At 52.1% G+C, this 24,236-nt stretch carries 19 protein-coding genes; 14 read left to right on the forward strand and 5 right to left on the reverse strand.

Features of this window, described 5'->3' with window-relative positions; all coding sequences use genetic code 11:
* The first annotated feature begins 7 nt into the window (after positions 1-7).
* Positions 8-514 (forward strand): MgtC/SapB family protein, encoded by a 507-nt coding sequence (locus IDAT_RS03360; RefSeq protein ID WP_034730493.1) that lies wholly within the window; start codon positions 8-10, stop codon positions 512-514.
* Here IDAT_RS03360 and IDAT_RS03365 read toward each other — a convergent pair.
* Entirely contained in the window at positions 511-1,137 is a 627-nt protein-coding gene (locus tag IDAT_RS03365; protein ID WP_034730495.1) for a TetR family transcriptional regulator, read from the reverse strand. The two genes, IDAT_RS03360 and IDAT_RS03365, sit on opposite strands and share 4 nt — an antisense overlap.
* A gap of 176 nt (positions 1,138-1,313) precedes the next feature.
* Here IDAT_RS03365 and IDAT_RS03370 point away from each other — a divergent pair, with 176 nt between their 5' ends.
* The 3 genes from IDAT_RS03370 to IDAT_RS03380 are packed head-to-tail and all read left to right on the forward strand — an operon-like array spanning position 1,314 to position 4,674.
* Positions 1,314-1,610: a DUF3081 family protein gene (locus IDAT_RS03370; protein ID WP_034730497.1), complete on the forward strand. Its 297-nt coding sequence runs from the start codon at positions 1,314-1,316 to the stop codon at positions 1,608-1,610.
* 11 nt (positions 1,611-1,621) lie between these two features.
* Positions 1,622-2,278 carry a PAQR family membrane homeostasis protein TrhA gene (gene trhA / locus IDAT_RS03375; RefSeq protein WP_034730499.1) on the forward strand — a complete coding sequence of 219 codons (657 nt, stop codon included), beginning with the start codon at positions 1,622-1,624 and terminating at the stop codon, positions 2,276-2,278.
* 20 nt (positions 2,279-2,298) lie between these two features.
* Positions 2,299-4,674, forward strand: coding sequence for a PAS domain-containing protein (locus IDAT_RS03380; RefSeq protein ID WP_156099474.1), 2,376 nt, complete (start codon positions 2,299-2,301; stop codon positions 4,672-4,674).
* Positions 4,675-4,722: 48 nt separating this feature from the next.
* On the opposite strand, the gene typA is transcribed toward IDAT_RS03380, so the two are convergent.
* Together typA and IDAT_RS12945 are read right to left on the reverse strand one after the other, a co-directional pair.
* Entirely contained in the window at positions 4,723-6,561 is a 1,839-nt protein-coding gene (gene typA, locus IDAT_RS03385; protein ID WP_034730505.1) for a translational GTPase TypA, read from the reverse strand.
* Positions 6,562-6,612: 51 nt separating this feature from the next.
* On the reverse strand, positions 6,613-9,306 hold the full coding sequence (locus IDAT_RS12945; RefSeq protein WP_051986545.1) for a putative bifunctional diguanylate cyclase/phosphodiesterase: 2,694 nt from the start codon (positions 9,304-9,306) through the stop codon (positions 6,613-6,615).
* Between the two features lie 165 nt (positions 9,307-9,471).
* Between IDAT_RS12945 and IDAT_RS03395 the strand changes: the two genes are divergently transcribed.
* From IDAT_RS03395 to IDAT_RS03435, 9 genes are all read left to right on the forward strand, one after another.
* On the forward strand, positions 9,472-10,443 hold the full coding sequence (locus IDAT_RS03395) for an efflux RND transporter periplasmic adaptor subunit (RefSeq protein ID WP_051986546.1): 972 nt from the start codon (positions 9,472-9,474) through the stop codon (positions 10,441-10,443).
* Entirely contained in the window at positions 10,433-13,567 is a 3,135-nt protein-coding gene (locus tag IDAT_RS03400; RefSeq protein WP_034730508.1) for an efflux RND transporter permease subunit, read from the forward strand. Before IDAT_RS03395 ends, IDAT_RS03400 begins: the two co-directional genes overlap by 11 nt.
* A gap of 254 nt (positions 13,568-13,821) precedes the next feature.
* Complete coding sequence (gene glnA, locus IDAT_RS03405; protein WP_211250575.1) at positions 13,822-15,234, forward strand: glutamate--ammonia ligase; 1,413 nt, start codon at positions 13,822-13,824, stop codon at positions 15,232-15,234.
* A gap of 41 nt (positions 15,235-15,275) precedes the next feature.
* The gene (locus tag IDAT_RS03410; RefSeq protein ID WP_034730511.1) at positions 15,276-15,860 is read left to right on the forward strand and encodes a DUF4124 domain-containing protein; all 585 of its coding nucleotides are present in this window, start codon (positions 15,276-15,278) and stop codon (positions 15,858-15,860) included.
* Positions 15,847-16,929: a nitrogen regulation protein NR(II) gene (gene glnL, locus IDAT_RS03415; protein WP_244441592.1), complete on the forward strand. Its 1,083-nt coding sequence runs from the start codon at positions 15,847-15,849 to the stop codon at positions 16,927-16,929. Before IDAT_RS03410 ends, glnL begins: the two co-directional genes overlap by 14 nt.
* A 3-nt stretch (positions 16,930-16,932) precedes the next feature.
* Positions 16,933-18,342: a nitrogen regulation protein NR(I) gene (gene ntrC / locus IDAT_RS03420; protein ID WP_034730515.1), complete on the forward strand. Its 1,410-nt coding sequence runs from the start codon at positions 16,933-16,935 to the stop codon at positions 18,340-18,342.
* Between the two features lie 78 nt (positions 18,343-18,420).
* Positions 18,421-19,098 (forward strand): response regulator transcription factor, encoded by a 678-nt coding sequence (locus IDAT_RS03425; RefSeq protein ID WP_034730519.1) that lies wholly within the window; start codon positions 18,421-18,423, stop codon positions 19,096-19,098.
* A 26-nt stretch (positions 19,099-19,124) separates the two neighbouring features.
* Positions 19,125-20,483 carry a sensor histidine kinase gene (locus IDAT_RS03430; RefSeq protein WP_034730521.1) on the forward strand — a complete coding sequence of 453 codons (1,359 nt, stop codon included), beginning with the start codon at positions 19,125-19,127 and terminating at the stop codon, positions 20,481-20,483.
* A 19-nt stretch (positions 20,484-20,502) separates the two neighbouring features.
* Positions 20,503-21,546, forward strand: a complete 1,044-nt coding sequence (locus tag IDAT_RS03435) for an alpha/beta fold hydrolase (RefSeq protein WP_081909733.1) — start codon at positions 20,503-20,505, stop codon at positions 21,544-21,546.
* Here IDAT_RS03435 and fieF read toward each other — a convergent pair.
* Positions 21,482-22,405: a cation efflux pump FieF gene (gene fieF / locus IDAT_RS03440; RefSeq protein ID WP_034730525.1), complete on the reverse strand. Its 924-nt coding sequence runs from the start codon at positions 22,403-22,405 to the stop codon at positions 21,482-21,484. The genes IDAT_RS03435 and fieF overlap by 65 nt on opposite strands.
* Positions 22,406-22,463: 58 nt before the next feature.
* Here fieF and IDAT_RS03445 point away from each other — a divergent pair, with 58 nt between their 5' ends.
* The gene (locus tag IDAT_RS03445; RefSeq protein WP_034730527.1) at positions 22,464-22,928 is read left to right on the forward strand and encodes a tRNA (cytidine(34)-2'-O)-methyltransferase; all 465 of its coding nucleotides are present in this window, start codon (positions 22,464-22,466) and stop codon (positions 22,926-22,928) included.
* Here the strand turns inward: IDAT_RS03445 and IDAT_RS03450 are convergent.
* On the reverse strand, positions 22,882-24,168 hold the full coding sequence (locus tag IDAT_RS03450; RefSeq protein ID WP_034730530.1) for a winged helix-turn-helix domain-containing protein: 1,287 nt from the start codon (positions 24,166-24,168) through the stop codon (positions 22,882-22,884). The genes IDAT_RS03445 and IDAT_RS03450 overlap by 47 nt on opposite strands.
* Positions 24,169-24,236 lie beyond the last annotated feature (68 nt).

The raw sequence follows: 24,236 nt of genomic DNA on the forward strand, positions 1-24,236 counted from the left end.
AGAGTTCATGACGAATATCGATTGGCAGGCGTTTTTTTATATTGCGCCCTTCTCTTGGCAGGCCATAGGCACTGCAGTCCTGTGTGGTAGCTTGGTTGGCTTAGAACGGCAAATGCGCGGTAAGCCAGTTGGCATTCGCACCTCATCGCTAATCACACTTGGCACGTATTTGTTTGTGGTTGGCGCTAGTTCGGTGATGACCGAAGCCACCGATCCGTCTCGTATCATCGGTCAGGTGATTACCGGCATCGGCTTTCTCGGCGCTGGCGTCATGCTCGCGCGCGATGGCATTGTCGTGGGTGTGACCTCCGCCGCCACGATTTGGGTGTTAGCTTCTATCGGAGTGAGCATTGGCTTAGGTCATCTTGAAGTCGCTATCAAGCTGTCGTTTGTGGTGGTAGGCGTGTTGTTTGGCGTCGATTTGTTAGAGGATTACTTTCAATCGCTAACCCGCGGTGTGCACCGCAAATATAAAGGTTGGAAGCAAAGCTTTCGGCGTGATAAGCAGGGTTAATCACCCTGCCGCGTGACGAGCCCCGCCAGATAAATGTCTAGCGTCCGTTCTGCCGCCTCGGTTAAATCGAAATAGTCAGTGTCGAGCAGCCAGTTGTAAAAAAGCCCGTCAATCAAGGCAAAAATACCGACAATGGCGGTACGCGCATCGACATTGCTGCGCACTGAACCCACTTTCTTCGCGTCTTCTAACAGGTTCACGAACTCATCGATACATTCGTTGCGGCCGCGTAGGTGGCGCAAATGGATCGGTAGAGTATCTTCAACATACTCGCACTTGTGGCAGAGAATATTCACCAAGGCGCGCATGTGTGGATCGTTTTGCACTAAGTTGACAATATGCAGACAGCGCTGGCGCAATTGTTGTAATGGCGCGTTGGCGTGCTCTTTTCGCAATTCTTCACGCATTTCGTCAACTGGCAAGCTGACCCGTTCCATCATGGCGTAAATTAAATCGAGTTTGTTCTCAAAGTGGTGATAAATCGCGCCACGAGTGACGCCAGCCGCCTCAGCTACTTGCATCATCGATGTATTAGAAACACCGCGCTCGCTAAACAAACGTTCTGCCGCATCGAGCAGCTCATGACGCGTTGTCAAAGCATCTTGTTTGGTACGTCTTACCACTTTCTACCTCGAGTCAAAACAATTGGGCGCATTATACACGAAATTAAACAAACATTCATGTATGTATGTATAGTCAAGTGTCCTTTTTCTGGCAGCTTTACGTAACAGGGTTGAATGCTTAGTCATCAACCTCACATTAAGGCTATACTGATAAAAAATGAAAAAGGAGCGCATAGATGAAAAATGAGATTGATCAACGATTGGTGCTCGACGCTTATGAGAAAATCCATGAGCATGGCAAAGCCGAACAAGGCAAGCACACCCTCGAAGGAATTACTGCGTACACCGACCACGACGGTTACACGGTGTTTCTAGAAGGGCACAACGTGCAAATGCGATTGGAGTTTCACAATAAGTATCACTTTGATTATGCTAACGAGCGTGACTTTGATTTATTCATGCGTAAACTTGAACAAATCAGTCGTGATTACCATAAACCGGGACGCGAAGATCCGGACGAAAGCCATCATTAAGGACGTCATTTTTGGATAAAAAACACGCTTACAGTATTGCCGAAGAAGTTGCCCACGCGGTAACGCACGGTATTGGCGCCATCGCCAGTATTGTAGGTTTGGTATTTATGGTGGTTTGGGCGCTGGCCTACGGCGATGTGTTCGCTGTGGTCGCGGCCAGTGTCTATGGCGCATCTTTAATTCTGCTGTATTTGGCGTCAACGCTTTATCATGCGTTCCCTTGGCCTCGCCTGAAAAGCTTCTTTCAACACATGGACCATGCCGCAATTTACTTACTCATTGCCGGTACCTACACCCCCTTTGCCTTGATCAGCTTGCGTGGTCCTTGGGGTTGGACCCTACTGGGAGTGGTTTGGGGCATTGCAGTACTGGGCGTGATCTTGGAGCTGGCGTTTGAGAAACTTAAGAAATGGCTCTCCCTAACCCTTTATTTGGGTATGGGCTGGATGGCTATCGTGGCGATTAAGCCGATGCTTACGCACGTGTCCGAAGGCGGACTTTGGTTATTACTCGCCGGCGGTTTAGCTTACAGTCTTGGCGTTATTTTTTATGTTTGGAAATCCCTCAAATACCATCATGCTATTTGGCATGTATTTGTTTTAGCCGGCAGCGTGTTGCACTTTCTCTCGATTTTCTTTCACGTGTTGCCGCAGCCTGAGATGATCTAACCCACAAGGAGACACCGCGCGTGAAGCAACCAAGGAAGATGCGCGACTGGTTATGGCTTGCGTTCTCTCGGCACGCGCTGATTCCATTACTCGTGGTCGAAACGGTGTTAGTGCTCGCCTATTTGCTCAGTGCCAACACGGTCACCGACCGCAATAGTCGTTACCTGCAGTCCACCGCCTTGGAAGAATTAAGCTATAGCTCTGATAGCTATGCGGTGTACTTAAACGCCAAACTCACTAGTATTAACAATGACATTCGTGTGTTTGGCGACGCGGTCACCTATGCGTTAGAGAACACTCAGGGAGCGCAGGCGCAACTGCAGCTTGAGGATCTTCAGCTAAGTGCCGAAGGAGTGTTGCACAATCCTGTTGATCGCGGTGGCGCAGCGATTTTTTATCCACAGCCGCAGCCTGGGCAAGAGCGCTTGCTTGAACATGTAGAGCGAATTCAGGCGGTCGAGCCGTTAATGAAGTCATTGGTCAAACACAATGCCTTAGTCGAGCAGGTGTATTTTAATCAATATGATAGCTTTAATTTTATCTATCCCTACTTTGATGTTGTTGAGCAGTATCCACCTGATGTCGATGTCCAAGACTTTGCTTTTTTTTACCTTGCTGATCCGGAGCATAACCCGAGTCGTGGGGTGCAATGGACCCAAGTTTACTTGGATCCGGCCGGCAAAGGTTGGTTGACCACGGCGACCTATCCCATCTACGTAAAGGGTGAATTTATAGGTGCTGTGGGTTTTGACATTACCATTCGCGATTTGATCGCCGAAGTTGAATCGGTGCAGCTGCCGTGGGAAGGTTTTGCAATGCTCGTTGATGCGGAGCAAAACGTGATTGCCTTGTCAGAGGTCGGCTCTGAGAGGCTTGGTTTATCAGCCCTACCCACCGAGTTAACCGCTGGACCGGTGAGCCAAGAGCTCAATCAAGCGAGCCAACATAATTTGCAGTCCTATCCCAGTTTTCGCCCATTGGTGCGGGCTCTACAGGCGTATCAAGGTGTGCAGCAATATGACCTAAACCGAACGCCGATGATGGTCGGTTGGTCGACTATCGCGACCACGAAATGGAAGCTACTGACGCTCGTTGACGAAGCAACTTTGTTCGCACAAACCCAACGCCTTGATCGTGAAATGCTGAATGTTGTGTACTGGATGATTGCCGGTTTAGTGGTGTTTTATATCCTCTTCTTTATTTATATACGCCAACGCGCGCGAGCTTTCAGTGGCGTGCTGGAAGACGCTACACAACGGTTAAGCGAACGTATTCAGCAAATCGAGCGGGGCGACTATACAGCGAAGCCCAAGTTGGAAACAGAGCTCGATGAAGTCAATCATCTGGGCCAGCAGGTCGAATCGATGGCGAGCGTGCTCGAGGTCCTCGTCGAGCAATTAAGTACTAATGAGCAACGACTCTCTATTGCGTTGAAATCATACGGCGATCTAGTGCTCGACTACCGTGCGGATGACGCACGACTATGGCAACTCGAACCTTTGTGGAACTGGCTTGGTTACTCCGGTATGCCCGATCAACTGCGCGTGGTGGATTTTAGCAAGTATATCCATCCGGAAGACCTTCAACAGGTTAAATTGGCAGAGGTTTTGGACGCTGGACAAGGGTTTGATGTCGAATTTCGTATGCGTTGCCGCGATGAACGTTGGCTATGGTTGCATGTGCGCAGCAAAGGGGTGGTCGCTGATCATAATCAGGTACTCACCGTGTCAAATATCGAACAACGTAAGCAAAGTGAGCTGCACCTTCAGCGTGCCAAAGATACAGTTGAACAGGCGAGTCGCACCCAAACCCAATTTTTAGCGGCGGTAGTGAGTGAGTTACAACCACCGCTGGCAGCTATCGAGACCTTGGCTAAGCACTATCAACAACAAGAAATTGCGGTACGGAGTCAATTCTTGCAGCGCTTAATTGATCATATGTTGCAGCAAAGTGTCGTGGCTAACGATGAGCCACTAAGCGCAGTACAACGCATGAGTTTCACGCAAGTGGTCGAACCGGCTTTGCAGTGGGTAGCGCCATTAGCAGAGGACGCGAATTGTGAAATAAGCGTAGTTGAGGCGCAGTGCTCAGATTTCTACGCGGATGCCGAGTTGTTGGGGCAAGTGCTTACCCATGTTTTGTTCCATGCCATCAAATTTAGTCCTCAGCCCGCGCGCATGTACTTGTCCTGCAGTAACGAAGAAGATTCAGTGCAAATGGATATCCGCGTCGACAGTGCGACGGACCAAGGTGTTGAGTTTCAGGCGGTCGAATGGGAGGGGCGCTTGGGCGTTCAGCTATGTCGCAGATGGATGCAACTTATGCAGGGTGATCTGCTGGTCAGCAGCACTGTCGATCAAGGAGTAATGTTCACGCTGAAGTTGCAGCGCGCATAAAAAAGCCACTGAGGTTTCGCCTCAGTGGCTTTCAAGCTACAACAGCGCTTAGTCGTCTTTACTACGACTCGCACGCTTACGATCGTTTTCGGTTAGCAATCGCTTACGAATACGGATCGACTTCGGCGTGATTTCGACCAATTCATCGTCATCGATAAATTCTAGCGCTTGTTCAAGCGTCAAACGAATCGGTGGTGACAAGGTCAAGGCATCATCGGTACCCGATGCACGTACGTTAGTTAACTGCTTACCTTTCAAACAGTTGACTGTGAGGTCGTTGCTACGGTTGTGTACACCAATGATTTGGCCTTCGTACACTTCGTCACCGTGCGATGCCATCAACTTGCCGCGTTCTTGCAAGTTGAACAAAGCGTAGGTCAGCGCTTTACCGGTGGCGTTTGAAATCAACACACCGTTCATCCGTTGGCCGATACGTCCGCCTTTGTGCGGGCCATAATGGTCAAAGGTTTTGTACATTAAGCCAGTACCAGAGGTCAGCGTCATGAATTCAGTTTGGAAGCCAATCAAGCCACGGCTAGGAACAATAAAGTCGATACGCACACGGCCTTTGCCATCTGGGGTCATGTTGGTCATTTCGGCTTTACGTGTACCGAGTTTTTCCATGACTGGACCTTGACTGATTTCTTCAATGTCGACGGTTAAGTTTTCAAACGGCTCTTCTTTCACGCCGTTTACTTCGCGAGTAATAACTTCAGGACGTGATACCGCCAGCTCGAAGCCTTCGCGGCGCATGTTTTCGATCAACACACCTAAGTGCAATTCGCCGCGACCTGAAACACGGAAGCGGTCAGGGTTGTCGGTCTCTTCAACGCGCAACGCTACGTTGTGCTTAAGTTCTTGCTGCAGACGCTCAAGAATTTGACGCGAGGTAACGAATTTACCTTCTTTACCGGCGAACGGTGACGTATTGACCTGGAAGGTCATGGTCACGGTTGGTTCGTCGACACTTAGCGCAGGCAGAGCTTCAGCATGGCCTGCAGCACAAATAGTGTCAGAGATTTTTAGCTCACCTAAACCAGTGAAGGCAACGATGTCGCCGGCACTCGCTTTGTCGGTTTCGATGCGGTCGAGGCCAAGATAGCCAAAGATTTGCCCGACTTTACCGTTACGCTGTGAACCGTCCGCACCAATAATAGTGACTTGTTGGTTCAGTTTTAGCGTACCGCGCTTGATGCGACCGATACCGATAATACCCAAGTAGCTTGAGTAATCGAGCTGTGAAACTTGCATTTGCAATGGACCGTCACGGTCAGCATCAGGCGCTGAAACGCGCTCAAGAATCGTCTCGAACAAGGGTTCCATGTTGTCGCTGGCTTCCGACGGATCTAAGGTCGCGAAACCATTAAGCGCTGAGGCATAAACAATCGGGAAATCCAACTGCTCGTCAGTCGCGCCTAAGTTATCGAACAAGTCAAAAACTTGGTCGACAACCCAGTCAGGGCGTGCACCTGGACGGTCAATTTTGTTAACGACAACAATTGGCTTCAAACCGTGGTTGAAAGCCTTCTGGGTCACGAAGCGTGTTTGCGGCATCGGGCCATCAACGGCGTCAACCACCAACAATACCGAATCTGCCATCGACAGTACGCGTTCAACTTCACCACCGAAATCGGCGTGTCCTGGTGTATCCAGGATGTTGATACGGTAGTCTTTGTAGTTAACCGCAGTGTTCTTGGCCAAAATGGTAATACCACGTTCTTTTTCAAGATCGTTGCTATCCATGATGCGCTCTTCGGCACCGCCACGGCTCTCGAGCGTGCCGGACTGTTGCAGAAGTTTATCGACAAGAGTGGTTTTGCCGTGGTCTACGTGCGCAATAATGGCGATATTACGCAACTTGGAAAGTTCTGTTGCTTGAATAGTCATTGAAAAAGCCTGTGGAAATTTGAGCGGCGTATTATACGCGTGTGCTGCTGCTTATTCCAACAATTTTAGTAATTCAGCGAGCGGCATGGGTCGCGCGAAGTAAAAACCTTGCAGACGTTCGACGCCTATTTGGCTGAAAATATCTACCTGGGTGGCATCTTCCACGCCCTCGACCACGACTTTCTTCTTCAGATAAATACAGAGTTCGACAATACCGCGAACCACCGCTTGCAGCTCTGGATCGTGAACGATGCCGGCGGTAAACGCACGATCGATCTTAATCACGTCTGCGGGTAAACGGTTGAGATAGGATAAACTTGAGAAGCCCGTACCAAAGTCATCGAGCGCCACGCTACAGCCCATATCACGCAAACTTTGTAAGGCGTTAATGCTGGTTTGGCTCTCGCCGGCAAAAACCTCTTCGGTCAGTTCCAGCGTGAGATTGTCGGCCTGAACTTGATGATGCTTTAAGCGAGCTTGCAAGTAGCTGGCGAAATCATAGCGCTGCAACTGTTGTGGTGAGATATTGACGGCAACCTGAAGCCGCTGCAAGGGCTTATGGTCATGGATATCTTGCAGCACGCGTTCTAATACCTGTTCACCCAGCGGAATAATTTGCCCAGTGCGCTCGGCAATCGGAATAAATTCTGCCGGTGATACGAATTGCCCATTGTGCTGCCAGCGCACCAAGCTTTCGATCCCCACGATGGTAGATTGGCGCGTATCGTAAATAGGCTGATAATAGACTTCTAGGAGCTGCTGCTCGAGGGCCATCTGCAGGGCGTTGCGAAGTTGCAGCTGTTGCTGATAATCGACGGCCATGTGCGGGGCAAAATTACGCACAAGGTTGCCCCCTAAGTGTTTCGCTTCGCTCATAGCGATTTCACCTTGCTGTAGCAAATCAGCTATGTTGAGTTGTCTGTTTTGGGTTTGCACGCAGCCAATACTCGCAGTGAGGTGCACACTAATACCGTCAATATTAAATGGCTTGCGAATCACCCGCAGCAACTGTTGGGCATGAACATCGCAAGACTGAGCTTCGGTATCTTGCCAGAAAATGACAAACTCGTCGGCACTGAAATGAGCAAGAATGGCACGATCTGGCGCAACGGTGCGCAACCGCGCAGCCGTTTCGGCAAGAACTTCATCACCAAATTTATGGCCAAAACTATCATTGATCGGCTTGAAGCCATCTAAGTTGATAAACCACAACACCTGCCACCGCGTTTGACGTTTGTCGCGCTGTTGCTGAATACGCGCATTAAAAGCATCACGTCGCAATAAGCCTGTAATTTCATCGTGGTCAGCTAAAAACTTAAGCTGATTCTGCTTTTTGCTAAGCTGTTGGGCGTTATCCTCGGCCATAATATAGATCAGCAAAAAAGCGAAGGTGAGCCACAGCAGCAACTGATTCAGCTGGGCATTCGTTTTGAGTTCAGAATAATCATTTAATGCACTGTGGAAGACCACATTAGTGGTGCCACTGATATTGACTTGTTCAGATAAAAAGTGTGGGTAGCGCAGCTGCAGTTGTTGGCGACTGATGACCTCAGTCACATCACTCGCAATAGGCAATAACAGGTCTTCCCGTAATTCAAGATAGGTCAACACTTGCTGAAACTGCCTTAGGAATGAGGCATTCACTACCTGCTTGACATCAAATAACAGCACTAAGCGCTGCAGCTGTTGAGCTGGCGTCCGAATTGGAATGGCCATTAAATAGGTAGGTGTCGCGGTGAGCAGTGAACTGCCACTGATAACGATGACAGGTTCTGACGTTGCACTTGCTAACCAGGCATCAACACTTTGTTGCTTTAGTAGTCCACTGCTAACGAGATCATCAGCAGCGCCAAACTTTTGCTCGAGCATCAGTTGCTCGTTGTAAATAAGTGCACCGCGAAGAATTGGCAAGTCACGTAAGTAACTCTCCATGTCGTTACGCAATACCGAGGTAAAGTCATCAGCTTGGGTGATTTTATCCAGTCGCTGTTGTATACGTGTCGCCAAGGCGCGTTGGTGGCTCAAGGTGGAATCAATCATTTGCCCGATCATTTGGATCTTTAAGCGTGCATCATCGCTAGTGCGTTTAAGATCGTTCAAACTCAGGCTGTACCAAACGCCAAAACCGATGGCCGCAATCACAAAGATATTGAGCACCGCTCGCCGCGAAGTGTGCAGCTTCTCGCCATACAAACTGTAGACCAGCAGTAGCGCAACACTGCCAACCAGCAGCAAGATACTCACGAGGCTTAGGGCGGGGAAATTGGCCTGCGTTAGGTTGAACTGTTCCAGTGAAATCAAACCCGAAAAGCTCGCTTGCAACAAGGCAAATACGGCTAGGTCGACTAAGATAACTAGCAACCACAAGCCGCGTGTTACGGGTCGGGTGGGCGGCAAAATAAACAGTAAAGCGGTGCTAGTGATAAGCGGCACGACAATGGGTAACGGCAAGGCTACGAGCCTTGTGGTTTCCGCCACGGCCACAAACCAAATAACTGTTGCCATGACACCGATGAGTGCCGCCCCAAAAAAGCGTGATAAGTGGACTTTTTGGGAGAGTAGAGCAATGAAGCCCAAGGCAACTATGACGGCGGCAATCGAGAGCGAGCTTGGCACTACTGCCATGAGTAGATCGTCTTGATACAGCCAAAACTCGAGTGTACCGACGCTGCCAGCAATCAAGAAAAAGCTAGCAACAGCGAAAACGAATTTACGGGCAGCCGAAGGGCTTAACCGTAGCAACATGACACTCTCAGTTTGAAGATAAATAGCGGGGTTAGCATAGCTGAAAATAAATTGGAGTACACAATAAATTTACAACGATTGCCGACTGGATTTTTATTTTAGAGTTTACTAAAATAACGAACAATTAAATTTTTGCTTGATCAGTGATCGACAGAGGATAACTTCATGAAAAGTTTACAGCGCACGTGGTGGGTGGTGAGTTTGCTTACAGCAACTATGTTGAGCCCGATTAGTTGGGCTCAAGCTGGGCAAACCGCCACCGCACAACAACGCGAACTGGCGGACTATCTGCAGTTACAGGGCGTAGTTGAGGCAACCAATGCAGCAACAGTTTCGGCACAAGTTTCTGGGCGTGTCGAGCGAGTGTTAGTCGAGGTGGGTGACCAAGTTCCAGCTGGTACGACTATCGTGCGGATTGCTTCCGTCGAGCAATATCAGGCATTGACCCAAGCTGAAGCGCAATTGGCGGCGGCTAAAGCAGCACTTACCGCGGCACAGCAGGAGTATGATCGAGTTACCAAACTGGTGGCGCAGCGTTTGGTGTCGGAAGCCGAAGAGGACCGTGTGACCGCGCAGCTTGATAACGCCAAGGCGCAGCAGCGTGCAGCACAAGCAGCGGTGGCGCGTGCGCAAGAGCAATTGTCGTATACCGAAGTGAAGGCACCCTATACCGGCGTGGTGAGTGAGCGTTTGGTTGAACCGGGTGAGTTGGTGCAGCCGGGCACGCCGTTAATGAGTGGCTTCGACCCTGCCGAGTTACGTATTCATGTTGACCTACCTGCGCATCACGGAGCTGGCGCCGCTACTTATCAGTGGGCTCGCGTCGAAGCTATTGAACCGGTCGCGTTTTTGTTGTTCCCGACTGCGGACCAACGTACGGGGACGCAGCGTTTACGCTTGAATTTGCCGGCTAACACCGACTTATTGCCGGGCCAGTGGCAAACGGTCACGGTGCAGGTGGGTGCGCACCAAGGCGTGGTGATCCCGCAAGCGGCATTGTATCGGCAGGGCGAAATGAACCTGGTGAAAATGGCTGACGGCAGCTGGCGCGCGGTGCGCATTGGTGCGACCTATGGCGATGAAGTAGAAATCGTTGCTGGCTTGCAAGCGGACGAGGTGGTGCAGTATGGCAACTAAAATGGGCATCGCCGGCCGCATGGCGGCATGGGGTGAACGTTCGCAAATAACGCCATTGCTGGCGCTGTTTGGTTTGTTGCTTGGCCTGATGGCGGCCATGATCACGCCGCGTGAAGAAGAGCCGCAAATCGATGTTACCATGGCGGATGTCATGGTGGCATTCCCCGGTGCACGGGTGGAGCAAGTTGAGCAGCAGTTGGCAACGCCGCTCGAGCAACATTTTGCGCGTATGCAAGGCATTGAACACATTTATTCGGTATCTCAGCCGGGTCAGGCGTTGGTGACGGTACAGTTCGAAGTCGGTGTGCCGCGTGACAAAGCCTTGGTCGAATTGTTTGACAGCTTGGCCGCGTGGCAACAGCAGCATCCGCAAACCAGCCAGCCGCTGGTGCAAGCACGTGGTATCGACGACGTGCCAGTGCTAGGTCTGACCTTGACCTCTGATAGCCTTGAGTTGAAAGCCGTTGCCGATACATTGCGCGCACCGTTACAAAACGTGGCAGGTGTGCGCGAAGTGCAAGTCATTGGGGCCGAACCAGAGCAAATCAGTGTGGTGCTCGACAGCACTGCGTTGCAGCAAGTCGGTCTTGATATTACCCGTGTGCAACAGGCTTTAGCGGCGCAAAATACCTCTGCGCAAGCCGGTTATCGGTTGCAGCAGGGTAATCTAATTCAGGTGCAAGCAGGTGGTTTCGTTAGCAGCGTGCAACAACTACGCGAGCTGATCGTGGCGGTGGTGGATGAACGTCCAGTTCGCCTCGAGCAAGTTGCGGAAGTGCGTGCCAGTGCAACCCAGCCTTCACGTTATGTGTGGTCGCGCGAGAAAGGTGCCGAAGCGCAACCAGCAGTGACCATGACAGTGACTAAAAAGGCCGGTGAGAACGCCGTAGACGTGGCGCAAGCGGTGCTTGATCGCTTAGCCACGCTGCAACAACAGTGGTTGCCAGCAGACTTGCAGGTCGAGGTGACGCGCAACTACGGCCAAACCGCCGACGATAAGGCCTCGCAGCTCATTCAGAAGCTTATTTTTGCCACCATTTCAGTAATTGCCTTGGTGCTGTTTACCCTCGGCAAGCGTGAGGCCGTGGTGGTCGGGAGCGCGGTGATTCTGACCTTGGCGACGACTCTATTCGCATCTTGGGCCTACGGCTTTACCTTGAACCGCGTGTCACTGTTCGCGCTGATCTTCTCCATCGGTATTTTGGTCGATGATGCCATTGTCGTGGTCGAGAACATTCACCGCCATTTAGGCATGGGCAAATCGCTCAAAGACGCCATTCCACCGGCTGTGGATGAAGTTGGTGGCCCTACCATTTTGGCAACCTTTACGGTGATTGCAGCGCTGTTGCCAATGGCCTTCGTGAGTGGCTTGATGGGCCCCTATATGAGCCCGATCCCAATTAACGCCTCAATGGGGATGCTGCTGTCGCTACTGATAGCCCTTACGGTAACGCCTTGGTTGGCGCGGCACTTGTTAAAAGACGCCAGTCACGGCGGCGCGCACGCTGATGACCCTTTGCAAGCACCAGAGGGACGCTTACAGCGCTTGTTTACCCGCATTATGAAGCCACTGCTGGAGAGCCGTAAAAAACGCTACTTGATGGGCTTTGGTTTGATCGCCTTGATTGTAGCGGTCATGGGGTTGGCGGTGATTCAGGCGGTGGTGCTGAAAATGCTACCGTTCGACAACAAGAGCGAAATCAAGCTGGTACTGGACATGCCGGAAAATACCAGCTTGGAGCAAACCAACGCAGTGCTGATGCAAATGGCGCACAAGCTCGATGAAGTGCCTGAGGTGACGGCTACGCAAATCTATGCGGGCACGGCATCGCCAATTGGTTTCAATGGCTTGGTGCGGCAGTACTATTTGCGCGCTGCGCCGCATCATGGTGATATCCAAGTGACGCTCGCCGCAAAAGGAGACCGCGACCGTGCCAGCCACGAAATTGCGTTAGCGATCCGGCCGCTGCTGACACCTATCGCGGAGGCGGCTGGTGGCAGTTTAAAAGTGGTGGAAGTGCCGCCTGGACCGCCAGTATTAGCGCCGATTGTTGCTGAAGTTTATGGACCGTCAGCAGCAGAACGTGCGGCTGCCGCACAGCATGTACGTGAACAATTGATGGCCACCGACGGTGTGGTGGATGTCGATACCACTTTAGTGGCTGCGGGCAATGAAGAAGTTTGGCAAATCAATTATGCCCGTGCAACTCAGTTAGGGGTGAATCCGCAACAAGCCGCACAGGTTTTGCAAACTGCTTTGAGTGGCCTACCAGTGACCTACTTGGCGTTGCCGGATCAGCTACAACCGATTCCCGTACAACTGCAGCTACCGCCGGAATGGCAGGGCCAACTGGCGCAGCTTGAAGGGCTAACGGTGACCGCACAAAATGGTGCCACAGTGCCGATTAGTGCGTTCATGGAGCGCACTGAGCAGCCATTACAGCAATGGGCCTATCACAAAGATTTGCGTCCGGTCGTGTACGTGACTGCCGATATGGCGGGTAAGGTCGATTCGCCGTTGTATGGTTTGTTCAGCGCAACGGGTGGCATCGATTTGCCGCAGAGCTATATCCAGCAACCAACAGAATGGGATCAAGCCGCAGTTAAGTGGGACGGTGAGTGGCAAATCACTTACGAGACCTTCCGTGACATGGGGCTAGCCTATGCCGTTGGCTTGCTGCTGATTTACTTATTGGTGGTCGGTCACTTTGGTAGCTACGGTGTACCGCTGGTGATCATGGCACCGATTCCGTTGACCCTGATTGGCATCATGCCAGGTCATGCATTGCTCGGCGCACAATTCACGGCTACCTCGATGATTGGCATGATTGCATTGGCCGGCATCATTGTGCGCAACTCGATTCTGTTGGTAGATTTCGTGCGCGAAGCAGTGGCCGCTGGTAAACCATTAAATGACGCCGTAATTCAGGCCGCCGCAGTGCGTACGCAGCCGATCGTGCTGACCGCGATTGCCGCCATGATGGGTGCCTTCTTCATCCTTGACGACCCCATTTTCAACGGTTTGGCTGTGAGTCTGATCTTCGGCATCGCCGTTTCAACCGTGCTGACCCTCATCGTCATTCCACTGTTGTACGCCTCCCTATTGAAGCGCCAAATGCGCTAATCTCCACTCGCAGCATGTTGCACTAGCATAGTGCAACATGCTGCACTATAATGGTGCAAAACCTAGCAGAAAGGGCAGCCCACTTTAGGGGGTGTTTGTCAGCAATGGCGCTGTATGGCGGTTGTTAGCGATCGGGGGGTGCGGCAAAAAGTTGGCATGGGTTTTGCTTGCTATTAGACATGCGAAATAGCCACACTTGGCTATACTCTTTTTAGCAATTTTCGTTGAATGACATACGATTTCCGGAGGAACACATGTCGACACCAGCAGACGTAATGAAGTTTATTGAAGAAAACGAAGTGAAATTCGTTGATTTGCGCTTTACCGATACCAAAGGTAAAGAGCAGCACGTCACCATTCCGGTGTCGCAAATAAATGAAGACTTCTTCGAAGAAGGTAAAATGTTTGACGGCTCTTCAATCAGCGGTTGGAAAGGTATCAACGAATCAGACATGGTGTTAATGCCAGACTGCTCGTCAATTGTACTCGACCCGTTCTCAAACGTACAAACCATGAACGTGGTATGCGACATTCTTGAACCTGACACTATGCAAGGTTACGACCGTGACCCGCGTTCAATCGCCCGTCGCGCTGAAGCTTTCTTGCAAAGCTCAGGTATCGCCGATACCGCATTGTTCGGTCCAGAGCCAGAATTCTTCTTATTCAATGACGTGCGCTTCCACACTGACATGAGCGGTTCGTTCTACAAAATCGAAGCAGAAGAAGCCAAGTGGAACTCAGGTAAAGAATATGCCGACGGTAACTTAGCGCACCGTCCAGGCGTCAAAGGCGGTTACTTCCCAGTACCACCGGTTGACTCGGCGCACGACATCCGTAGCACCATGTGTGAAGTGATGGAAGACATGGGCCTAGTCGTTGAAGCGCACCACCACGAAGTCGCAACTGCCGGTCAGAACGAAGTGGCAACTCGCTTCAATACCTTGACCAAGAAAGCCGACGAGATTCAGGTTTACAAGTATGTAGTGCACAACGTTGCTCATTCATACGGTATGACCGCAACCTTTATGCCGAAGCCAATCGTTGGCGACAACGGTTCAGGCATGCACGTACACATGTCATTGAGCAAAGACGGCAAGAACCTGTTCGCCGGCGACCAGTACGGTGGCCTAAGCGAAACGGCGCTGTATTACATCGGCGGTATCATCAAGCACGCTCGTGCGATCAATGCCTTCGCTAACCCAGCGACTAACTCGTACAAGCGTTTGGTCCCAGGTTTCGAAGCACCAGTCATGTTGGCGTACTCTGCCCGTAACCGCTCAGCATCAATTCGTATTCCGTTGGTAGCAAGTGCGAAAGCGCGCCGTATCGAAGTTCGTTTCCCGGACCCAGCAGCGAACCCTTACTTGTGCTTCGCCGCGTTGTTGATGGCCGGTCTTGACGGGATCAAAAATAAAATCCACCCTGGCGATGCAATGGACAAAGACTTGTACGATTTGCCAGCAGAAGAAGCGAAAGAAATTCCAACCGTCTGTCATTCACTCGAAATGGCACTCGAAGCGTTGGACAAAGACCGCGACTTCTTGAAAGAAGGCGGCGTAATGACTGACGATATGATTGACGCTTACATCAAGCTCAAGCAAAAAGAAGTCATGACGCTGAAAATGACCACGCACCCAATTGAGTTCGACCTATACTACAGTGTCTAATCCAATGCGTGCATAAGCGACATTAAAAGAGGAGGTTTCTCATGTCTTTATCACTTAGCAAATGCTTTGCCTTGGTGGTGACGGGAAGCCTCCTATTGATGTTAGCGACCCCTAGCCACGCCCAGCAAATCTATAAAAAGCGTAACGCTGATGGCTCGGTAACCTACACCGATCAAAAGCAAGCAGGTGCAGAAGAAGTCAAAGTGGAAACGGTCGTAAGTGAATTCGCGACCTTAAAACGCGCTGATTCAGCAATCGATACCAATTCGCTAGAACGCGATGAGAGCGTCACCGCCAGCGTGAGTATTACCAGTCCGCGGCACGAGCAAACCATTCGTGACAACGAAGGTGACGTAACGGTTAGCTGGCAAGATCAGGTGGAAAACCTTGACGGTGATCCACAGTTTAAATTGTATTTTAACAATCAGCTCACCTACGAAGGGCCGGCGAATTCAATCACCATGAGCGGCTTGCCGCGCGGGGAACACCGCCTGATGGTGCGCATGTTCGATGAGCAAGGTGCGACACTCGCCCAATCATCAACCGTGACCTTTTACTTGCATCAAGCATCGGTCTTGAATCCCGCCATCAATAACGCACAAGGTGGTACGGGTGGCCAAAACTGATTGCACCAACTTGGTGCATCCGGATTGGGACCAACTTCTAACCGGCATCGTTCAGCTTGATGAGCAGTTCCATATTACCTACATGAACGCTGCTGCCGAGACCATTCTTGATGGCAGCCGCAAGCGGTTGCTCAACACACCGCTATTTAGCCTGTTTAGTTTTAGTTCGTTGGATCCGCAGGTGCTACGCCATGCCATGCGTGAGCAACAAAGTGTTTCTGACAGTGACGTGACTTGGATTTTCCACGATGGGCAGCGCTTAACCGTTGAGTTCATCGCGCAACCGCTGAGCCAGCAGCAGGTGCTGTTGGAATTGCGCCAAGTGGATCAAATCCGTCGTATTAATCAAGAAAACTCGCAGCAACAACAATTGCAAGCGGCGCACAGCATTGTGCGTGGCCTCGCCCATGAAATTAAAAATCCGTTAGGCGGATTACGCGGTGCTGCGCAATTATTGGCGAGTGAGCTCAACGACAGCGAACTCACGGAATACACCGACCTGATCATGCAACAGGCCGACCGTTTGCGGAATTTGGTCGATAGGATGTTGGGTTCCCATGAGCTGCCTAAGCGCACCGCCATGAATTTGCACGCGGTGATTGAAAATGTCATTGCCATTGCCCAGTTAAGTGCGCCGAAGCAGATTCAGATCCAACGTGATTACGACCCGAGTTTGCCGGAACTTACTATGGCTCCCGATGCAATTGAACAAGCAGTACTGAATGTGGTGATGAATGCGATTGAAGCGCTCAGCGACCAAGCGACTGGCCTGATTACTGTGCGCACCCGCATTTTGCACCAGCAGACCTTATACGGACAGCGTTACCGCCAATGTGCTGTGGTCGAAGTGCAAGACAACGGGCCGGGCATTCCAGAGCAACTTAAAGATACCTTGTTTTATCCCATGGTCAGTGGTCGCGCAGGTGGCACCGGACTGGGTTTGGCGATCACGCAGAACGTGGTGCATCAGCACGCCGGTAAGGTCGAGGTTTTGAGTGAACCCGGCGACACCCGCTTTTTGCTGTATCTGCCGTATATCGAAACCCGCTCGACAGCGACACAGGAGTAAGCCATGCAAAGTGAACAACCGGTTTGGCTGCTCGATGATGATAGCTCGATTCGTTGGGTGCTAGAAAAAGCGCTGCAACGCGCCAATATCGAGACGCGCAGCTTCGCCAATGCGCAGCAACTGTACCAAGCCCTCGAGCACACACAGCCGCTGGTATTACTGACCGACATCCGCATGCCTGGTGATGATGGCCTTGCGGTATTGGAGTTCGTACAACGCCAGTATCCGCAGTTGAAGGTGATTGTGATGACCGCCCACTCCGATTTGGATTCTGCGGTCAGTGCCTTTCAAGGCGGGGCTTTTGAATATCTCGCCAAGCCGTTCGATATGGACGAAGTGGTACACACGGTGAGCCGCGCCTTGCAGCTCGAACAGCAAACCCAAACCGACACCCAAGCGGAGCACTTCGCGAGTGGCATTATCGGCGCGGCGCCGGCGATGCAAGACGTGTTTCGTGCCATTGGACGGTTGTCGCACTCGAGTGCTACGGTGCTTATCACCGGCGCTTCGGGAACAGGTAAAGAGTTAGTTGCGCGCGCGTTGCACCAGCATAGTCCGCGCCAGCACAAACCTTTTATCGCCTTGAACATGGCTGCGATACCGGCAGATCTTATCGAGTCAGAACTATTTGGTCATGAAAAAGGCGCTTTCACCGGTGCCACCCAACGCCGTCGTGGACGCTTCGAACAAGCCGATGGCGGAACTTTATTTCTTGATGAAATCGGCGATATGCCATTGGCCGTGCAAACCCGCTTGCTACGCGTGCTGGCCGAAGGACAATTTTATCCCGTTGGCAGCTACGAGCCGGTGCAAGTGAATGTGCGCATCATTGCCGCAACCCATCAACAACTTGAGCAGCGAGTCGAGCAGCGCGAATTTCGCGAAGACTTGTTTCATCGCCTCAACGTGATCCGCCTACAACTGCCAACCCTAGCTGAGCGCCGCAGCGACATCCCGCAACTAGCCCAGCATTTTCTCAGCAAGGCCGCGCAAGAACTAAACGCCGAGCCGAAGCAGCTAACGCCGGCCGCCGAAGCCGCCTTGCAGCAAGCCGGCTGGCCTGGCAACGTGCGGCAACTCGAGAACACCTGCCGCTGGCTCACCGTCATGGCTCCAGCCCGCCTCGTCGACCTTGCCGACCTGCCCGAACCGCTCAGAAAGGGCAGCCCTTTTTCGGAGGATTTGCCCGCAGAATCAAAAGGATGGCGTTGCGAGATTCGCGATTATGTGCAGCAGCAATTCAACCAAAATGAGGTCAATGTCTTAACTGAGCTTACTGAGGAAATTGAACGAATCGCATTAGAAGCGGCTCTAAAGCATACCGACGGCCATAAACAGCAAGCTGCAGAGTTGCTTGGCTGGGGCCGCAACACCTTAACCCGCAAGCTCAAAGACTTGGTAAAAGATAGGTAAATGGGCTATTAATTTACACTGTCCTTTACATAATGCTTAGTGTGTAAAGAGCTACAAGACAACAACACAGGGTAACTTATGAGCAAAATATTACTTGTAGATGATGATGCAGAACTAAGCAGTATGTTGGAGCAAATCCTGACCAAGGAAGGCTTCCAGTTAACCCTCGCCGCCGACGGTGAAATTGGCCTCGAGCGCGCACTTAGCGGGTCATTTGATCTCATCTTGCTCGATGTCATGTTGCCAGGCATCGACGGCTTCCAGTTATTGCAGCGCTTACGCCAACAGTCGCGCAACACGCCAGTGTTGATGTTGACCGCGCGGGGTGACGATGAAGATCGGGTCGCAGGGCTTGAGCTGGGTGCCGATGATTATTTACCAAAGCCATTCTATCCAAAAGAGCTGGTCGCGCGCGTGAAAGCGCTATTACGGCGCACGCCGAACACCAGTGTGCGTCCCGAGAAAAGTGAATACGCAGGCTTTACCGTAGATCCAGCACAAAACGAAGCGCGCTGCGACAATCATGTGTTGGACCTAACCCCAACCGAATTCGACATCTTGCGCACCTTAGTGCGAGGCAATGGCGAGGTGGTGAGCAAAGATCAACTTTCAGTAGCTGCCTTGGGTCGCTCATTGGCGCCGTTTGACCGCAGCTTGGATGTGCATATTAGTAACATTCGCAAGAAGTTACCGAACGAACCCGAGCGGATCCAAACCGTGCGGGGTCGCGGTTATCGCATCCTGAAACTCGCTTAAGCTAGCCACCGTCGAAAGGGAGCGCCATGCGCTGGTATAACTCGCTGTCGATACGCCTGTTATTGCTATTTTGGGTACTGCTGTTTGCGGTGGCAAGCAGCGGTTACCTGTTGGCGCTCTGGTTCAGCAAACCGGTGGTGCCACAACCGGTGCCTAGCGAGGTGCAATCGTCGCTGGCGCCGATACTGTCGGAAGTTGAAACCTTTCGCTCACTCACCCCGGGGCGCTTAGTCGCTGGTGACTACCGCGTTGCCGCTAGCTTGGCGCCTAGTGGCACCGAGCGCTTGCAGTTCGACCGCAATATTAGCGCTAACTTCCGTGAGTTGATGATGCGACAACTCGACGCCGACCAACCGCAGCAGTTTCCCATGGGTAGCCGTATGTTGATGGGTCCTTTCGCGTTGCAAGACTATCGAATTTTAGTCACGCGCCCACTCACTGTAGATGAGCAACAAGAGCAAGCCACCAACGAGCAGCAAACCCAGCGCGTACAAACCCTGTCACTGTTAGTTGGCAGTTTCGCTATTGCGATTTTGCTCGGTGTTTGGTTGATTCAACCGTTGCGGCGATTGACTCTTGCCACGCGGGAAATCGCCAAAGGCAGTGAGCAGCCAAATTTGCAGCGCTTGCCGAAACGCAATGACGAGCTCGGTGAGTTAGCCCGCGCTTTAAAGACTACCGCGTACGATCTCGCCGTATCGCGCGATGCTCAGCGCCGTTTGTTGTCTGACGTATCACACGAACTGCGCTCGCCGCTCGCCCGCATGCAAGTGGCGCTGATGCTCAGCGCAGACGAAGACGATAGCCAAGCGCGCGACAACCATATGAATCAACTCGGTCGCGATTTAGAGCGCTTGAGTACTATTATTGAGCGCATTTTATCGCTCTCGCGTTTGGAGAACGGCTTGGTGAAACTCCAAGCCGAACCGGTGGATGTCCGGCAGCTGGTTGAGCAATTGGTGAGCGACTTGAACTACACCGATGCTAAGCAGGGGGCGCGCTTGCAAGTGCATGACAGCGATGCTTGGCCGAACACCGAAAGCGACCCAGAACTATTACGGCTCATCATCGAGAACTTTGTACGCAATGCGCTGCAATACACCGACGACGCCATTGAAATCAGTTGTCAACAAGACCAGACTCGCTACACTATCATCATTCGTGACCATGGACCTGGCGTACCACCCGAGCAATTGAGTCAGCTGTTCACGCCGTTTTATCGCGCCGATCCGTCACGTAATCACAAAGCCGGTGTCGGTTTAGGTATGGCTTTAAGTATGCGTACCGCGGCGGTATTAGGCGGTACTGTGGAAGCACGGAATCACCCCGATGGTGGCTTAGAAATAACGGTAACACTTCCGTTGCAGGTGGTGTCAAAAGCATAACAGCCGGTGAGGCAAAACCATGACAGGGCAAATGGACGATAAGCCAGCAGATGATCAGAAGAGCGAATGGCAAGCATTCTACAACGACACGATTCTGCCGTTTTGGCGTGAGCATGCTCAGCAGCTGACCATTCAGCGTCCGAAACAGGTCAAACTCAATTACTACTTGCTGCAGCCGGACAACGCCAAAGCCATTGTATTGATCAGCCCGGGCCGAATTGAGGCAGCGATCAAGTACCCAGAGCTCGCGTGGGAGTTGTGTCAGCAAGGCTACGCCGTGGCGGTCCTCGACCATCGTGGACAAGGTTTTTCGCAGCGCTTGACGCCGAATCCACATCAGGGCCATGTGCATCATTTCAGTGACTTTGTTGATGATTTTGCCGCGTTTGTTCGCGATGTTGAAAAACAGACACAGTCGGCACAAGGCCAAGCGCTCAATCAATATTTACTAGCGCATTCCATGGGTGGCGCGATTGCCGCTTTGTATCTTGCGCGTTACCCCCACCAAGTGAAAGCAGCAGTGTTATGCTCGCCGATGTTTGGCATTCAAACCAGTTTTATTCCGCATAGCGTTGCCGTCGGCATCACCACCCTTGGCGCGACATTGAACCAATGGCTGATGCCAAACAAGCCTTGGTATTTTATCGGAATGAGTGACTATGTTGAGGTGCCGTTTAGCGAAAACCAGCTGAGCCACAGCCAAGCGCGCTATTCGAGCTTCCGCGAACAGTACAAATTACACCCTGAAGTACAGCTCGGCGGACCCACTTTTCGGTGGCTGTCACAAGCCCTAAGAGCTGCTCGACAGGCGATTAACGAAGCCGCCGACATTCACATTCCGGTACTCGTCGTACAAGGTGGGGCGGACGAAGTGGTGGAAGGCAAAGCGCAACGCGAGTTTGTATGTGCGCTGTCGCATCCGTACAGCCAGCTCATGGTGGTCGAAGGCGGCCGCCATGAACTATTGATTGAAAGCGACGACTATCGCCAGCCCGTAATCAATCGCTTGTTGCGTTGGTTTGCTCAGGGCGGGGAACCGCGGACAATGGATCCATGTGAATAATCACGTCGGTATCGGGGAACAGCGCGCGTAATTTTTGCTCGGCACCGTCGGCAATATCATGCGCTTGGCGCAGCGATAGCTCGTCTTCTAATTCGACATGACATTGAATAAAGCGTGTGGGGCCCGATGCACGGGTGCGTAAGTCATGCCAGCCATGAATTCCCGGTGTCTCGACCAGCACCTCAACAATTTTCTCTTTGTCGGCTAATGGCAGTTCTCGGTCCATCAGCCCTTGAAATGCCTCCCAGCCAATCCGAATCGCACCCCAGGCGAGGTAAATCGCAATCAAGATGGCGAACGCACTGTCAGCCCACCACCAACCGTAAGCACTGAGTAACAACGCAACAATAACCGCGCTATTGAGCAGTAAGTCGGATTGAAAATGCAGATGGTCGGCAGCGATGGCTTTGGAATCTGTGTGGCGAATCGCCACCCGCTGCAGCAGCACCAACGCGAGCGTCAAGGCAATCGCAAAGATTGACACGTAAATCCCCAGCGTGGGTTGTGACACGCTGCCGCCTTGCCAGAGTTGCTGACCGCTGTGGACTAGTAACAACAGCGCCGAGCCAGTAATCAAGGCCGATTGTACCAACGCCGCTAAGGATTCCGCTTTGCCATGCCCGAAGCGGTGCTCACGATCGGCCGGTTGTAACGCATAGCGCACCGAGAAAAAGGTAAATAACGAAGCCAAACTATCGAGCATGGAGTCGGTGGCCGAGGCGAGCATACTCGATGCATCGGTCACCAACCAGGCCCACAGTTTCACCACAATCAAGGTCAGTGCTACGGAAACCGACGCGCGCGTCGCGATCTTCACCCAGTAACCATAGTTTTGTTGGGCACTACCGTTTTGCCTCATGCAAATCGCTCCATAAACCGATAAAATCCCGTTATTGACTTTAAACTGAGCCTTCGAGATGTTTCATATTGCACTTTACCACCCCGTGATGGCAGCGAACACCGGCAATATCATTCGCCTGTGCGCCAACAATGGCTGCACCTTACACCTGATCGAACCGCTTGGCTTCGATCTCGAAGAGAAGAAGCTGCGCCGTGCGGGGCTCGATTATCACGACTTGAGTAACGTCTACCGCTACCCAGACTTTACCGCGTTTAAGACGGCAATGGGCGAGCGCACGATTTACGCCATTACCACCAAAGGTACGCAGCGCTACACCGAGGTGCAATATCAAGCTGACGATGTGTTACTGTTTGGCTCCGAAACCAGTGGCCTCGACCCTGAAGTGATGGCACAAATTGCTCCCGAACAACGCCTTCGCGTGCCAATGCAGCCCAACAATCGTTCGCTGAATCTCTCTAATACGGTAGCGATTCTTAGTTATCACGCCTGGTTTCAGCACGACTTTGCAGGCGGCGCTTAAGCACTGTCGCGCAATCATCTGACTGTTTCAGGCGACGCTGCAAGTCACTGCACAAGCGCAAACCACCCGCTTTATCTCCAGTTGTTTGTAGCACCGCGGCAAGGCCTATGGTGGCCTCTGGGTCGAGCGGCGCAAAACTTAACACCGTGCGATACCAAGTTTCGGCGTTGGCATCGTCGTGTCGTTGCCAATAACGGTCAGCGATAAGCACACCCAACTGTGCGTACCAGGGACGAATTTGCACGGGATCTTCGTTGTAACTTAGGGTCATTGCCGCAAACGCTTGTTCTAACGCGGCTAAAGCCGCAGCGTCTTGTTGTTGAGCAGTGTACAGATCCGCCAAATTGATCCACACTGGCCAGGCCTTGGCATCGCGCGCAATGGCGCGTTCATAAAGTTCAATAGCGGCCTGCCATTCGCCTTGCGCCGAGCGCACAAAGCCCAAAGCTTTAAGCGCGATCGCACTGTCGGGCTGCAACGCCAAAGCGCGTTCAGCCAATACCGCCGCGCGGCGCACGTTGGCTTGTGCTGCGGGCGTACTCAGTGCGCCGTTTTGATATTGTTCGGCAATCGATACGGGCTCACCGGCAAGGCGCGGCTCCGACCACCGAAAGGCTTTTTGTACGAGCGCGTTGGCAAGTCCAGCGTAGGCCTCGGCCGCGGCTGGATCCAACTCGAGCTTTTGCTCATAGAGCGCGATGGCCATTTCGTTGTCGGCTAGGCGCATTTGGTGATAATAGTCGTTCGCCCGCTGCAACAAGTCGTTATCATTCGCCACGACGGCGGTCGGCTTCGACGGCAAAGAATAGGCTAGTACCAACAGGACGACCAACAGACCCGCCAGCCAAACGAGCGATTGCCGCGAGTAAGCGCGTTGTGCTCCTGTACTTACAGGTTGTACCGCAGCGCATAATCGGTAGCCGCGCTTAGGTAAGGTCTCAATATAGCGTGGATGTTTTGGGTCATCTCCCAAGCTGGTGCGTAGCCGCGAAATGGTGCGTGCGATGGTATCATCACTAGCATAACTATCGAGCCATACCGCATCGATTAGCTGCTGCTTACTCACCACATTCCCAGCGTGTGTCGCCAACACCGCGAGGACCTGACAAGATTTCGGCTCGAGGCGCACTGGCGATGCTCCTGTAAGAGGTGCCGTTGGGTCGACAGGCTCAGCTAAACCACTGCTAAAGTCGATGCACCAGTCGCCAATTTGTAGTTTTTCTGATTCAATAGTGTTCATCAATTCAGATACTTAGATAGTTGTCAGGTTTTTGTCCGCTAAATAACTTAAGCTTGTCAGGACATTTA

The sequence above is a fragment of the Pseudidiomarina atlantica genome (assembly GCF_000753735.1).
GTDB lineage: Bacteria > Pseudomonadota > Gammaproteobacteria > Enterobacterales > Alteromonadaceae > Pseudidiomarina > Pseudidiomarina atlantica.